The following is a 14393-nucleotide window of genomic DNA, read 5'->3' on the forward strand; positions in this document are numbered from 1 at the left end:
GGGTTTCAAGGGAGTCAATCAGAAGGAGGAGGCCATGAGCCTATGACTGAGACGATTCCGGTATGGGTGGTGATAGTCACCGCCGTGATAGGTAGTGGAGCCACCGGAACCATCACCGCATGGGTGCTGGAACGAGTCAGCAAGCGGGACATGACCATCACCCGCGACGAGCTCGACGCAGCGTTGGCGGATTCGAGCACTATACGCGACTTGCAGTCCAAGTTGGATCGCGACTACGAGCGGCTGGAATCGTCGGAACGTGACCGCAGGGAACTGCGATTGGACGTGCTCCGACTTGAACTGTTCAACCACACTCGTTCCCGCAACCAGCACGAACGCCAATTGGAGGCCGGCAAGGAATACATCGACCTCGGCGGCAACGGATACGGTCACGCACGCTACGAGGCGTTGAAGAACGACTACGTGCGGCGCGAAGCCGCCTGCAACTGGACGTACCAGCAATAGGAAAGGAGGAATCCTCATGAAGAATTGGGAGACCCTCGAGGCTGACGAGAACCTCATCATGACCAAGCATTACACCGCCGGCCGCCAAAACCATAGGATCAGGTACCTCGTATTGCACCACAATGCGGCGAACCTGAGCATCCGCGGCTGCTGGAACACCTGGCAGACCCGCCAATCCAGCGCACACTACCAGGTGGACTCGTACGGCCGCATCGGCCAGCTCGTGTGGGATACGAACACCGCGTGGGCATGCGGCGATTGGACCGCAAACCTCGAATCCATCAGCATCGAGCATGCCGACATCAGCTCCAATCCATGGCTCATCTCGGAAGCCACGCTGGACAACGGCGCGCATCTCGTGGCCGCATTATGCAAGCACTATGGCCTGGGCAAACCCACGTGGATGGTCAACGTGTTCCCTCACAGCCGTTTCAGCTCCACCCAATGCCCGGCCTCGCTGGCCGGCTCGCAGAACGCCGCATACATGGCCCGAGCCCAGCAATGGTACGACCACATGACCAACGGCGCATCAGCGCCAACCACCAACAACACAACCACAACCAAACAGGAGGATATCGATATGAGCTGCGCTCTCATGATCCGCAACGACGACACCGGACTCGTCTACTACTGGAGTCCCGAGACCGGTTTGACCGGTTTGAGCAACCCGGACCAGATGAAGGTTTTGGAGACCGCAGGCGTCAAGCTCATGCACGCCAGCAAGGGTGCCCCGTGGTGGGTGCGCGCACAGCAGATCACCGACCTCGTGCAGGCCCGCACATTGGCTTACGAGACCGCGCAGACGAAGGCGTTGGAAACGTTGGCGAAGAACATCGGCGCAAGCCCGGAGGATATCACGGCTGCGGTCAAGACCAGCGTCAACGCCGCATTGGCCAATCTGAGCATCACGCTCACCAACCAGAACAAGACCGTTGAAACCGCAACGGAAACCACCGACACTAAGGAGGAGAAATAACATGGCAGTCACCCCAGTAGACGTAGAAGAAACCATTACCGAAACCGAGACCACGAACACGCCCGGCGTCGCAGACCACAAAGCCACCGAAACCACTACGACCAGTGGCTACACTCCCGTGTTCAACGACACCGTGCGCACCGTGATCTACGTGGTCACGCTCATCGCCGGCGTCATCGGATTGGGTGTGAGCGCGTTCGGAGACCCACAGGTCGGAGCCTACATCTCCAGCGCCGCAGGCGTCATCGCCGCAGCATTCGGTGTCGCATACAACCCGGTGCGACTCAACGGCAAGTGATGTTAAAAACCGGGCGGAAAATCGCGAACCCACGAAAAATCGCAATCGTGGGAAAAATTTTTCCCGCTCATGAACTCCTAGTGGAATAATCCACGCCTGAAAACAACACCGCCCTGCACTCCCCTATTTACAGGAGTGCGGGGCGGTGTTTCTGTTTATGCCGTATGGAAGTCAGGCGTGGTCCCTAACCATCGAGACCACATCATGGTTGATTCTGCGAATGGTCTCATCGGACAGCATCTCATCGCAGGTCATCCAGCGGCAGTCCTTGGAATCCACGTGGAACCGTTCGCTCCTCCACGCGTCGGGCATGCGTTTTATATGCGCCTTGTAGAGCGTGTAATCGTATACGCGGTTCTCCTCATGCTCGGTCGAGTACTTCTCATGCGTCTCATCGGTGACTCGGATGAGAGTGAAATCGTCCTTCGGAATGTCGAAACCGGTTGAAAGATAATCCGAGAGCAGCCGAACATTCTCGGTCTCGTTATCGGCGGTGGCATGGTTCGGGAAGAAATCGCATCCCCACTGCCGGTCATGGTAGAGGAGGTAGCGGTTACCGTCATTGATGGCGATGATGCTGCTATGCTTCTCCGTCCTGTCCATATCTTTCAACTCCTGATACAATTCCTCAGCGTTGTAGCCTTTTCTCCAAGTAATGATAAGCCCGACAAGCGAATACAGGGTCACCATAACGGCAACGAAACCCAGCGCCATGGCAAGCCATGACGGCAATCCGGCCGTGAACGCGGAAAGAATCAGAAAGAATCCCTCCACGAGGGCCACTCCATGAGTAGCTTTCGACACGAAGCCGATGAATTCCCGACGTTCCTGCAGTTTGGTCTGCAGACGGTCGGAATCGATTCTCAACATCATGTTCGGCAATGGTACGCGGAGCATGGAATATCCAGTGCGATGCAACGATTCCCTCCCTCTTTTTTGGGCACATTTTGGGCACTTTTTTCTGGAAAACGGTCGAAAAAGAGTGAAATCGGGTGAAAACGAAAAAGCCGCTCAGCCCTACTCCCGTAAGGCAAAGCGGCCTGTTTCCAATGGTCTCGAAAAGTCGGACCAGCGGGATTTGAACCCGCGACCCCTTGACCCCCAGTCAAGTGCGCTACCAAACTGCGCTATGGTCCGATGCTGCAAAAGCAACAGTCAGGTAATCTACCATGCATTGCCAATCACTCAAAATCAGATGCGTGTCGCATGGGAGGATGATTCATGGCAGTTGGATTCCAACATAGCATATAGGCTATAGCCGCAATGCATTATATGCCGAATCGCACCAACTCGCTTGCCACCATACAGACGGTATCGTCGGTCATTATTCCATTAGTTGCACGCTGATCGAACAACGTATTGACCCATGACCGATAGGAGGCATAATCCTGGTCAGTCGGCAGTGGACTATGCGAGTGCGAGTCCATATACGCTTGCCAGGACTTACGTGTGTAATGAATCGGGTTGGGAAATGTGTGAAGCTTGGGATTCTGGAAAAACGCGGCTGTCGTGTCTTCGAAGTGCCGGATGCTGCCCGTGATGATGTCGCCATCCTCATCGTGTTGATCTTCACGCAATGCCGAATCGAACGATGTGACGTTGTATAGCGACACCAGCAGATACCGTCCATCACGCGCGATGCGCTGGCATTCGGCCGAGAACCGGTCCGGGTTGAACCAGTGCATTGCCTGAGCCACGGTGATAACGTCTACGCTCTGTGCCGGAAGTCCCGTATAGTCGGCGGTGCCGTCATGAACAGTCACATTGGCGAACTCACGCATATGTTGAACCAGTTCCGTACGCATATCCGCATCTGGTTCTACAGCATGAACAGGTAAACCTAAACCGGCAATGACACTGGTAAATTTACCGGTGCCGGCTCCTATATCCGCGATTGTCGCATTTTCGCGAGCAGTCTCTCCAAGTTCGCGCCGCATCAAATCATCGATGTACCGGATTACCGTTGCGGGATAGCCCGGCCTTCCTTTCGCATAGACTCGAGCCTTGCCGTGAAATTTCGTCTGTTCCATACCTTCAGCTTAAGCACTTGACTAACTAGGCCGAATCCACGCCGCCGAGTCAAGGAAGACGAACATGACCGATAAAGTCGCCAGCTATCATCAGGCGATATTGATTGTCGAACAGACCAACGGTGGCACTACAACGTGCACGTTCACGGCAGTCACTTTCTTTCCTTCATAACGCCCGTCCATGACGGAGGCGGCAATCCCGATCTCACACACAGGGAACTGAGGAAATGCCTGATTTGGTGCACTTACCATGTGAAGAATCTCTGGGAGTACAAAACCCTCGCGCTTCTACCGGATTCGTAGGAAGATCTTCTGGACTCGGGCAGGAATCACGCATAGGATTCTTGACCTTCTGCTGAAACCGATTTGGAGATTGCTCTAGATCCTTCGCTTACACGATTTACAGCCATCACGGTTTTCTGTGGTGGCTTTTCTCTTATGCCCGGATTAGCTCGCGCGGTCATAAGTTGGAAAGGCAGACTGCAGCATTTATATAATTGTTAGATGCGCACTTACGGGAAGTGCAGGGGAATCTTGAGTACGGACTCGGATGTGTAGTCAACGGAGGCACGCGACATGGTCAGTTTTGAACAAATCAAGCAATTCGCGGAACTACATCCTAATCAGGCCCGGATTATCGAGCACGAGATTGCGATTGTCGATTTGGAATCGGGCGCGAAGGTGTTCGACGTCACCAAGGCTGCAGCCACCTATATCGTCGAGTCCAAGGAAGGCGTGTTCGCTGTTGTCGCTTCCGCTGTGGGACATCTGAAATGGCGGCAGCTCGGCCGTGCTTTGGGATTGCATCAGATCCATCTGGCATCACCGGAGATAGTCAAGGAGCGTACAGGCTACGATGTTGGCACGGTCGGTCCGTTGTTCCTGAACGGTGTGCATATGTTCTTTGACAACAGCCTTCTGGAGCATGACATAGTGTATTGCGGTACGGAAGATGCACACCACACACTCGCCATCGCACCTGAGCTCATCATCGACAGCAATGATATCGCCGGCTATTTCAACAGCGACGAATACCTGAAGTAGGCAACAACGCGTATAGGGGTCTGCCTGATGCTCATCAAGCATCAGGCAAGACCCCTATCTTCATACAAGCAGCATCGCCGGCACACCGCGCTAGAACACTACTTGCGCTTCTTCTTTTCGCGGATGTTCACCGAAATCTGAATCGGCGTGCCCTCGAAGCCGAATTCCTCGCGAAGCTGGCGTTCGATGTAGCGGCGGTAGCCGTGCTCCAGGAAGCCGGTGGCGAAGATTACGAAACGCGGCGGACGCGTGGAAGCTTGTGTGGCGAACAGAATGCGAGGCTGCTTGCCACCGCGCAGCGGATGCGGATGCGCGGCCTGAATCTTGCCAAGGAACGCATTGAGCTTACCGGTGGGAATACGCTGATCCCAGGATTCCAATGCCGTATGCATTGCATTGGCCAGACGATTCGTATGCCAGCCGGTCTTGGCGGAAAGATTTACGCGCTGAGCCCATGTCACACGGTCGAATTCGGTGTTCCACAAACGCTCGAGGCGTTGCTTGTCGAATTCATCCATCGCATCCCACTTGTTGAACACCAGCACAATTGCTCGGCCGGCATCTACTGCGGTAGACATAACCTTCAAATCCTGATCGGAAATCGGCTGAGAAGCGTCAAACAAAATCAGAGCCAATTCGGAGCGCTCGATGGCGGCCTGCGTACGCAGTGAGGAATAGTATTCCGCACCAGTCAGCTTATGCTGGCGGCGCTTGATGCCTGCGGTATCGATGAATAGCCAATACTCGCCATCAATGTCGATGATTTCATCAACCGGATCGCGCGTGGTACCAGCCAAATCGTTAACCACGGAACGCTCTTCACGAGCCAGTTGGTTCAGCAGTGAGGATTTGCCCACATTCGGGCGACCCACAAGAGCGATGCGACGCAAATTGGATGGGGTCAGGAAACCGGAGGTCTTTTCGGCCTTCTTCAGCTTATCGATTGCAGCATCGAGCAGTTCACCCATACCTCTACCGTGCATAGCGGAAACCGCATACGGTTCGCCCAAGCCAAGCTTCCAGAATTCGGCAGCCATGTATTCGCTGGCCTGATCGTCAATTTTATTGACAGCCAACGTGACCGGTTTGCCAGCCGCGCGCAGCATCTTGACGATACGCTCGTCGGTATCAGTCATACCCACCTGAGCGTCTACTACGAACACCACAGCATCAGCCAACTGCACAGCCACCTGTGCCTGAGAAGCAATAGCGGAATCAATGCCTTCCACATCGGCTTCCCAACCACCGGTATCCACCAGTTTGAAATCAGTACCGGCCCATTCGGCGTCATAGCTCACACGGTCGCGAGTCACACCTGGAGTATCTTCAACCACTGCAGCACGACGGCCAAGAATACGATTCACCAGAGAGGACTTGCCCACATTCGGGCGGCCCACCACAGCGAGCACGCCAACCGGCTTGGGACCGGACTTGCTGGAGCCTTCAGTAAAACCTCGTCCGGAGATCAGAGCCTCATCCGCCTCATCCAGATCATAGCCTTGGAGATTGGCGGCGTACTGCTCGTATTCCTGATTCTCGATTGCGTCTTCCACCAAGCCGATAAGCACATCGAGCGTATGCTCGAAATCCATATCAGAGTTATCGATGGTGGTAACGCCATCGGCTGCGGTCAGGAAGCTGGTGACCTTGGAATCCGCCTTGTCACGAGCAGCGACATCCTCCGCGCCAACACCGGCATCAGCTTGACCGGTACGACGAGCCTGTCGGACTTCCTCGCGGGCGGTCAACAGCACACGTACTTCGGCATCCGGAGCCACCACAGTGGTGATATCGCGGCCTTCAGCCACAATGCCCAGACCGCCAGAGAAGGAATCGACGGAAGCTTCTCGTGCAATGTAAGCGCGTTGTGCGGCAATAAGCACATTGCGCACCGGAATCACATTGGAAACCTTGGACACATGAGAAGAGACCTCAGAGGAACGAATCGCCTCGGAAATATTCTCCCCATCAGCGAATACGCCAGGAGCATCCGGATCAACGGAGATATCGAAATGATCGCCGGTGAAGAACTCACCCACCGCTTCGGTCACAATACGCTCATCCACAGTTTCGGCATCCAAATCAATGCCTTGCTTGAGGCACCACCATGCGCAGGCACGGTACATGGCACCGGTATCAAGATAGGCGTATCCGAAGTACTTGGCCAGCGCCTTGGAAGTAGACGATTTGCCTACACCAGCAGGGCCATCAATGGCAACGCGAATCACAGGCCAACCTCCTTGGACAGTGAACGAACCTCGGTCTGAGACAGTACGCGGTAGGAGCCGGACTTCAGATCGCCGAGCTTGATCGGGCCAATCTGGGTGCGTACCAGACGCTTCACCGGGAAGCCGATGGAACCGAAGATTCGGCGCACAATACGATTCTTGCCGGAGTGCAGCACCACCTTGACCATCGTGTAATCACGGTTGGCATCAATGATGGCACAGTGATCAAGCTTAATCCAGCCGTCATCGAGCTGCACGCCGGTCTTCACCAGACGACGGCACACAGTGCCGGACAGCTTGCCTTCCACGGTGGCAATATAGGTCTTCTCGACCTCGTACTTCGGGTGCATGACATGCTGGGACAGTTCACCATCATTGGTCATGAGGATGAGGCCTTCGGAATCATAATCCAAACGACCCATATGGAAGATACGCTCGTACTTATCTCCCACGATGTCGCGCAGCGTGTAGCGGCCCTTCGGATCCTCCATCGCGGAGAGCACCTTGCGCGGCTTGTTCAAGGCAAGGGTTACATGGTTCGGATTCACACGTACGCGAGAACCATCCACGCGCACCTGCTGAGTCTTGGGATTTACTCGGGAACCAAGTTCGGTAACCAGTTCGCCGTCCACCTCAACACGACCATCGGTAATCATTTCCTCACACTTACGGCGGGAACCGAAGCCGGCTTGGGCAAGCAGTTTCTGCAGACGAATGGAATTAGAATCATCATGCGCTTTTTCAGCGCGAGAATATGCGTGTGGCATCGTTCTCCCAACGTGGCCGGGCAGGTTGTAAAAGCCAACCTGAAATCTAATACGTATATTGGCGGCTGAAATTCTCAGCCAATTCCAACCTTTACATAATACCAGAAAGGCGGACTACTGATAGACTGGCAAACGTTTGTGCGGGTTCGCCCGCCTTCCAACAGATGAAAAGGATTACAACTATGGAAGAAACCAAGCAACAGCCGCTGGCTTTGCGCGTCTGCGCCGAACTGGCCGGTAGCCTACTGCTGTGCTTCGCCATCTACGCATTCTCCACCTGGGGTTCTGCCGTATATGGCGTCAATGTTGTCTTTGTGCCGCTAGCCACCGGCTTGGCTTATGCGGTGATCACCGCATTGTTTGCCCGTGTATCAGGCGGCCATTTGAACCCGGCTGTCACTGTAGCTGCAGTACTGACCTCCAAAACCAATGTGGTGGATGGCATTTTGTATATCATCGCGCAGGTCATCGGCGCCGTTGCCGCTGCCTTCGCTGTAGTCAAGCTGCTGCCGACTTCCGAGCAGGTCGCAGCCAAGGTATGGCTCTCCCCTGCTATCAACGGTTTTGAACAGGGTTCGGTGTCTTACAGCCTGCTTACCCAGTACGGCATTACTTTCTCTATAACATTGGCGATTGTGGTGGAGGTTGTTGCTTCGCTGATTGTGGTGGCAGCTGCGATGTCCGCTATCGGCAAGGACAATGAATCCACAGACCGTTATCCGCTGATTATGGGTGGCGCTTATGGCATTGCCGTGGCCATCAGCTATCCGGTGACTGGTGCCGGCCTGAACCCGGCTCGTTCCACTGGTATTGCTCTTGCAGCCATGAACGAGGGTCTGACTCAGAACCCGGTGCAGCAGCTTTGGGTCTTCTGGCTTGCCCCAGTACTTGCCGCCGCTATTGTGGCTCTGGCAATGATTGTGGTGCAAATGGCTACCACGCCGAAGCTGAAGGCTGAGTCTGTCGAAGATGCTGCGGCTGCCGTAGCGAACGATGGCGCAGCACAGGAATCATTTGATTCAGTGGAGGAAGGAACTGGAGAACAGGCCGAAGAAGCTGAAGTACGTGATCAGCAGGCCGATTCCCAGAGCGATTCCGATGAAGGAGTCGAACGCCACTGAGCGCACCTTCCACGGACTCTTCTCTCGTAACACTAATCGGATGAGTCCCGTACTCATGGCCGTCACGGAAAGTAACACCGTGGCGGCCATTGTGTATCCGCATGCCGCTATGACAGTAATAACCACAACAACGCCAAGCACGATCCACTCGAACCAGGGTTTGCCTTCATGCGCTTCGGAAACATACGGATGATTATGCATGGTGCTCTTTCTTACAATCTGGATACGACAAGGCTCCTCTCGTCAGTATACGAGAGGAGCCTTATTACTGAGTACTAATGAGTAATACTGTGACTCATTAGCGTCGATCAGTGGAAGAAGTGACGGGTACCGGTCAGATACATGGTCACGCCAGCCTTCTTAGCTGCTTCGATGACCTCCTCATCGCGGATGGAACCGCCAGGCTGCACGATAGCCTTCACACCGGCATCGATGAGTACCTGGGCACCATCGGCGAACGGGAAGAACGCATCGGAAGCGGCAACGGAACCGGTGGCACGATCAGCGCCATCAGCCAGCGTATTGGCACGCTCGACGGCCAAGTGGCAGGAATCCACACGATTGACCTGACCCATGCCAATACCAACCGTTGCCTGATCGTGAGCCAGCAGGATGGCGTTGGACTTTACGCAACGAATTGCACGCCAAGCAAACACCAGATCCTTCAGGGTATCGGCATCAGCAGCTTCACCGGAAACCAACTTCCAAGCATCCGGATCATCGCCGGTGGCATTGATAAGGTCAGTATCCTGCACCAGCAAGCCGCCATCAATCTGGCGCACGGATTCGTGGCCCTTCGGTGGTTCTGCAACCTTCAAAATACGCAGGTTCTTCTTCTTGGTTTGCAGCAGTTCCAGAGCTTCCGGCTCGTAATCAGGAGCTACGATGACTTCAGTGAAAATCGGGCGAACACTTTCGGCCATTTCGAGTGTCACCTTGGAATTGCAGGCAATCACGCCACCGTAAGCGCTCATCGGGTCGCAGGCATGTGCCTTCTTGTGGGCTTCGGCAGCGGTGGCACCGATGGCCAGACCACACGGGTTGTTGTGCTTGACCACAGCCACAGCAATGGACGGAGCCATATCCCACACGGTGCGCCATGCGGCATCGGCATCCACGTAGTTGTTGTAGCTCATCGGCTTGCCGCCGAGCTGCTCGGCGTGAGCGAAACCGGTCTGGTTGAGCGGATCAATGTACAGGGCGGCCTGCTGATGAGAGTTCTCACCGTAACGCAGTGTATGAGCACGATCCCAGGTTCGCGTGTACTGAGCCGGGAACTTCTGAGAATCAACCTCGGTACCCTGATCATCCTTATCCACTTCTGCAGATTCAAGAGAAGCGGGCTTCGTCCAGTGCTTGGAAGTCCATTCGTTGATTGTGGCATCGTAGGCCGCAGTGTGTGCGAAGGCCTTAGCGGCAAGCCACTTACGCTCTTCCAGAGAGAATCCGGTACCATCGGCCACGCGAGCAGCAACCAATGCATAATCAGCCGGATCGGTCACAATGGCTACGGTTGCATGGTTCTTGGCTGCGCCACGCACCATAGAAGGGCCGCCGATATCGATTTTTTCGATGGTATCAGCTTCATTGGCTCCGGAGCGCACGGTATCCGCGAACGGATACAGATTGACAACGACCAAATCGAATGGCTTAATACCAAACTCTTCGAGCTGCTTGGCATGCTCAGGATTAGTCATATCCGCCAGAATGCCGGCATGAATGTACGGGTGCAGCGTCTTGACACGTCCGTCCAAGCATTCGGGGAAACCGGTGACGTCGGACACTTCAGTGACCTTGACACCTAGCTCTGCAAGCTTCTTGGCGGTCGAGCCGGTAGACACGACCTCGGTACCTGCCTTCACGAACGCGTCGGCGAGTACTTCGATCCCTTCCTTATGGAAAACGGAAACCAGTGCCCGTCGTATCGGCCTGTTCGTGTTTGTCATCCTTGTTCCTCCTTGGATTTTTGGGATTGTGACACGTCTGAGTGCGGCTTGGAAGCTGTGCTACGAGCCGTCTGAACAGTGGTGTTGGAAGACTTGGCTTTTCCAACTATCCAGAATATCGAAAAAACAAGCGCTGTGCCAATCAGTGCGATGAGCCATGCCGCGGCAAGTCCCAATGCAGCCGGATGGCCCACAGCCCTAGTGGATGCCATGACATTGACACCGACATTGGCGAGTCGATGACTGCCTAGAGAGCCGTTGGACAAAACAAAGCACAACGAAGAGCCCAAAGAAATGATTACGGCGCTGATTGAGAACGATGCAGCAGGATAAAGCAGATCCAGTATCACGGAGCTTCGTATCTGTGCGTCGCGCACTTTCATAGGGCGGTAGCGGAATCCCCGAGGCAGGAACAGTATCAATAGGCCAGTGATGAATGCGATGATAAACGGTGTGCACATGGCCACTGTCCGCCAAATCTCATTGGTCACCGGTTCGGGGAAAATGCCGAACGCCGGGACTGCCGGCAGTGAACTGGATTGCCCGACCCACAATGTGAAGTTGGCAAGATCGCCAACGGCAAAACCTGCGCCAACCAACCATGAGATAGCCCAAATCATTACGTTGGGAAGCCAAATTATCATGGCGATGCTGGTCAGGATTCTTGAACCTGTTTCCATCCCCGACATGGTGAAAATCGAGACCACTGCAGCATTGTTCAATGCTATCCAAACGATTACAGTGATCAGACCGGCCAACAAATACAGGCCCAGAATAGTAAGCCCTAGGAAGATGCCGAGTTTAATACATCTGATGGCTTCAACGGATAGCACACTATGCAATCGCTGATTCAACGACAAAATGACTTCGGAATGAATCAGCAATGCCAATGCATATCCAAGAATAAATATCAAAGCTGCTTTGGCTAATACAACCCATTGCGCATCGACGAGTCCACCATTGAGAGAGCGTCGGCAATATTCGTTGATGATGAGCCATGCAATCAAGCCGGCTGCGAATTCATGGATGCCTACTGCTTTCAGGCGAACTGCCATCGTATCGATAAGCCATATCAGCAAAACAGTAAGTAGCAATGGAATGATAGTGAGTTTTATTGAATCGGTTTCAAACCCGGAGCCTTCGCTCAGCAGCATTATTGCTTTCGTCAGAGGTATGGTGCTGTCAGTGAGATTGTCACCTCCCTCTTCCATAGAGATGACTAGCAGCATCAATGCGATAAAACAACCTAGAGCAATGGCATATACTGCCAAGGATGCGAGGGATACTACAATCCCCCGCATCCATCGGCGTATCAATGTTTTCATAAAGACCGTTCTATACGCGATCAGTTAATGTGGTTTTCAGCAAGGACGTCACGCATGATTTGCGCAGCCTGTCCTGGAGTTTTGCCTACAGGGATGCCGGCAGCTTCAAGAGCGTTCTTCTTGTCCTGAGCCGTGCCCTTGCCTCCAGAAACAATAGCTCCAGCATGACCCATCTGCTTACCTTCAGGAGCAGTGAATCCGGCAATATAGGCGACTACTGGCTTGGTCATGTGCTCCTTAGCCCAAGCTGCAGCTTCCTGTTCGGCGAAACCACCGATTTCACCAATCATCATGACAGCCTTGGTGTTCGGATCCGCTTCGAATGCTTCCAGCGCTTCCAGCAGCGTGGTACCCACGATGGGGTCACCGCCAGCGCCAAGGCATGCAGTAAAGCCAATGTCGGAAAGCTCACCCATCAGCTGATAGGTCAGGGTTCCGGACTTGGAAACCAGACCAAGCGGGCCGCGGCCGACGATACCATCCGGAATAATGCCCAGATTTACACCGGGATTGCCCAAAGTGATGAGGCCTGGGCAGTTCGGTCCGATGATGCGAACGCCCTTTTCATTGGCTAGCTCGACGAAATACGCGGAGTCGGCAACCGGAATGCCTTCGGTAATCACCACGATGAGCTCAATGCCGGCTTCCACAGCTTCGACCACAGCATTTTTGGCAAATCGCGGAGGCACAAACACCACGCTTGCCTTGGCGCCAGTTGCTTCACGAGCGTCCTGGCAGGTAGCAAATACCGGAATATCAACATCTTCACCGTTATGCGCACCGGCAAACGTTACCGAAGTTCCAGCCTTTCGCGGATTAACGCCACCGACAATATTGGTACCGGCCTTGAGCATGCGTGCGGTATGAGTCATGCCCTGATGACCGGTCATACCCTGTACGATGACAGGTGCACCGTCTTCAACAAACAGCATCAGTGAATCTCCTTGGACTGGGTGGCTTCAGCGGCAAGCTGTGCGGCCTTCTGGGCTGCGCCCTCCATAGTTTCAGATACGTGAATGGTGGGGTTGGCGGCCTCGGACAGAATATGCAGGCCTTCTGCTGCGGCATTGCCGTCGAAACGAACCACGATGGGCTTGGAACTGCCAAGCGTCTTCACGGCTTCAAGAATGCCATTGGCCACTTCAACGCAGGAGGTGATGCCACCGTAGACATTGATGAATACCGATTCGACCTGCGGGTCGGACAGCACGATTTCGAGACTGCTGGCCATAACCGCTGCCGATGCGCCACCGCCGATATCGAGGAAGTTGGCCGGCTTAATGCCTGTTCCTTGCTCTTCGCCAGCGCCGGAAACAGCATCCAGAGAGCTCATCACCAGACCTGCACCATTGCCGATAACACCGACCTCGCCGTGCAGATGCACATAGTGTAATCCATGCTCACGAGCCTTCTGCTCGAAGGGGTCAGGAACAATGGGATCAACAAAGCGAGTCCAACCGTCGTGGCGGAAGGCTGCATTATCATCCAGAGAAATCTTGGCATCAAGTGCGCACAGCTGCTTGGTGGACTCATCATCCGGATCGCCAATCTTGGCCAGAGGGTTGATTTCCACCAGTGTGGCGTCATTGTCCTTGAAGCAATGCCACATTTTCAGCAGAATTTGAGCCGCCTGATCAACGTCGGCATGGTAGAAGCCAATGCTCTCGGCCATCTTGGTCGCTGCGACAAGATCGAAATCACCCAGTGCCTCGATATGGAGACGCTTTACGGATTCCGGATGTTCCTTAGCGATTTCCTCGACTTCGGTACCACCATTGGCGGTGGCGAGCACATCGAAATCACGGGAAGTGCGGTCTACGGAGATGGATACATAGTATTCGTGCAGAATGTTTTTAGCCTCGGCCACCAGCACGCCGGACACCTTGTGCCCGTGAATGGTCATTGGCAGGATGCTCTCCGATTCGAGAATGGCCTCGTCACGGTTATGCGCAATCTTTACACCGCCCGCCTGCCCACGGTGTCCGATTTTCACCTGTGCCTTGATAACGCAGGGATAGCCGATTTTATCTGCTGCTTCGGCAACTTCATGGGAGTTCTGGGCAAAAATGGCACCCGGGTGGGGATGTCCTGTTCCTCAAGCAACTCTCGTGCCTGGTATTCGTAAAGGTCCATGAATCCTTCCCTGATGAAATGAATAATCCGGCATGTAACTGTACATGGTACATGCCGGAC

Annotated in this window: 13 protein-coding genes, 1 tRNA gene and 1 pseudogene; 5 read left to right on the top strand and 10 right to left on the bottom strand. The window is 54.3% G+C overall.

What is annotated here, in order from left to right:
* The first annotated feature begins 42 nt into the window (after positions 1-42).
* The 3 genes from BISA_RS06020 to BISA_RS06030 are packed head-to-tail and all read left to right on the top strand — an operon-like array spanning position 43 to position 1739.
* Complete coding sequence (locus BISA_RS06020; protein ID WP_033890832.1) at positions 43-465, top strand: hypothetical protein; 423 nt, start codon at positions 43-45, stop codon at positions 463-465.
* 16 nt (positions 466-481) lie between these two features.
* Positions 482-1441 carry a peptidoglycan recognition protein family protein gene (locus tag BISA_RS12525; protein ID WP_081890040.1) on the top strand — a complete coding sequence of 320 codons (960 nt, stop codon included), beginning with the start codon at positions 482-484 and terminating at the stop codon, positions 1439-1441.
* A 1-nt stretch (position 1442) separates the two neighbouring features.
* Complete coding sequence (locus BISA_RS06030) at positions 1443-1739, top strand: hypothetical protein (protein WP_051917373.1); 297 nt, start codon at positions 1443-1445, stop codon at positions 1737-1739.
* A 171-nt stretch (positions 1740-1910) separates the two neighbouring features.
* Here BISA_RS06030 and BISA_RS06035 read toward each other — a convergent pair whose 3' ends face one another.
* The 3 genes from BISA_RS06035 to BISA_RS12255 form a co-directional block, all read right to left on the bottom strand.
* Entirely contained in the window at positions 1911-2612 is a 702-nt protein-coding gene (locus tag BISA_RS06035) for a DUF1206 domain-containing protein (RefSeq protein ID WP_237746103.1), read from the bottom strand.
* 190 nt (positions 2613-2802) lie between these two features.
* A tRNA-Pro gene (locus tag BISA_RS06040) sits at positions 2803-2876 on the bottom strand.
* A gap of 131 nt (positions 2877-3007) precedes the next feature.
* A complete protein-coding gene (locus BISA_RS12255) occupies positions 3008-3769 on the bottom strand; it encodes a class I SAM-dependent methyltransferase (protein ID WP_081890041.1) in 762 nt (253 codons plus the stop codon).
* 576 nt (positions 3770-4345) lie between these two features.
* On the opposite strand from BISA_RS12255, the gene BISA_RS06050 reads away from it, so the two are divergent.
* On the top strand, positions 4346-4813 hold the full coding sequence (locus BISA_RS06050; RefSeq protein WP_033890833.1) for an aminoacyl-tRNA deacylase: 468 nt from the start codon (positions 4346-4348) through the stop codon (positions 4811-4813).
* Positions 4814-4911: 98 nt separating this feature from the next.
* On the opposite strand, the gene der is transcribed toward BISA_RS06050, so the two are convergent.
* Both der and BISA_RS06060 read right to left on the bottom strand, forming a co-directional pair.
* Positions 4912-7041: a bifunctional cytidylate kinase/GTPase Der gene (gene der, locus BISA_RS06055; protein WP_033890834.1), complete on the bottom strand. Its 2130-nt coding sequence runs from the start codon at positions 7039-7041 to the stop codon at positions 4912-4914.
* Positions 7038-7808, bottom strand: a complete 771-nt coding sequence (locus BISA_RS06060; RefSeq protein ID WP_033890835.1) for a pseudouridine synthase — start codon at positions 7806-7808, stop codon at positions 7038-7040. The genes der and BISA_RS06060 overlap by 4 nt, the downstream gene beginning before the upstream one ends.
* A 182-nt stretch (positions 7809-7990) precedes the next feature.
* Here BISA_RS06060 and BISA_RS06065 point away from each other — a divergent pair, with 182 nt between their 5' ends.
* Positions 7991-8929 (top strand): MIP/aquaporin family protein, encoded by a 939-nt coding sequence (locus BISA_RS06065; protein WP_033890836.1) that lies wholly within the window; start codon positions 7991-7993, stop codon positions 8927-8929.
* On the opposite strand, the gene BISA_RS13325 is transcribed toward BISA_RS06065, so the two are convergent.
* The 5 genes and pseudogenes from BISA_RS13325 to sucC all read right to left on the bottom strand — a co-directional run bounded on the left by BISA_RS13325 (position 8828) and on the right by sucC (position 14333).
* Positions 8828-9130 (bottom strand): DUF3017 domain-containing protein, encoded by a 303-nt coding sequence (locus BISA_RS13325; protein WP_081890042.1) that lies wholly within the window; start codon positions 9128-9130, stop codon positions 8828-8830. The two genes, BISA_RS06065 and BISA_RS13325, sit on opposite strands and share 102 nt — an antisense overlap.
* A 107-nt stretch (positions 9131-9237) precedes the next feature.
* On the bottom strand, positions 9238-10875 hold the full coding sequence (gene purH / locus BISA_RS06070; protein WP_033890838.1) for a bifunctional phosphoribosylaminoimidazolecarboxamide formyltransferase/IMP cyclohydrolase: 1638 nt from the start codon (positions 10873-10875) through the stop codon (positions 9238-9240).
* Positions 10872-12200 (bottom strand): cell division protein PerM, encoded by a 1329-nt coding sequence (locus BISA_RS11955; protein WP_474847207.1) that lies wholly within the window; start codon positions 12198-12200, stop codon positions 10872-10874. Before BISA_RS11955 ends, purH begins: the two co-directional genes overlap by 4 nt.
* A gap of 20 nt (positions 12201-12220) precedes the next feature.
* Positions 12221-13132: a succinate--CoA ligase subunit alpha gene (gene sucD / locus BISA_RS06080; RefSeq protein WP_033890840.1), complete on the bottom strand. Its 912-nt coding sequence runs from the start codon at positions 13130-13132 to the stop codon at positions 12221-12223.
* A pseudogene (sucC, locus tag BISA_RS11960) lies at positions 13132-14333 on the bottom strand (ADP-forming succinate--CoA ligase subunit beta). The gene sucD and the pseudogene sucC overlap by 1 nt, the downstream one beginning before the upstream one ends.
* Positions 14334-14393 lie beyond the last annotated feature (60 nt).

The sequence above is a fragment of the Bifidobacterium saguini DSM 23967 genome (assembly GCF_000741715.1).
Lineage (GTDB): Bacteria > Actinomycetota > Actinomycetes > Actinomycetales > Bifidobacteriaceae > Bifidobacterium > Bifidobacterium saguini.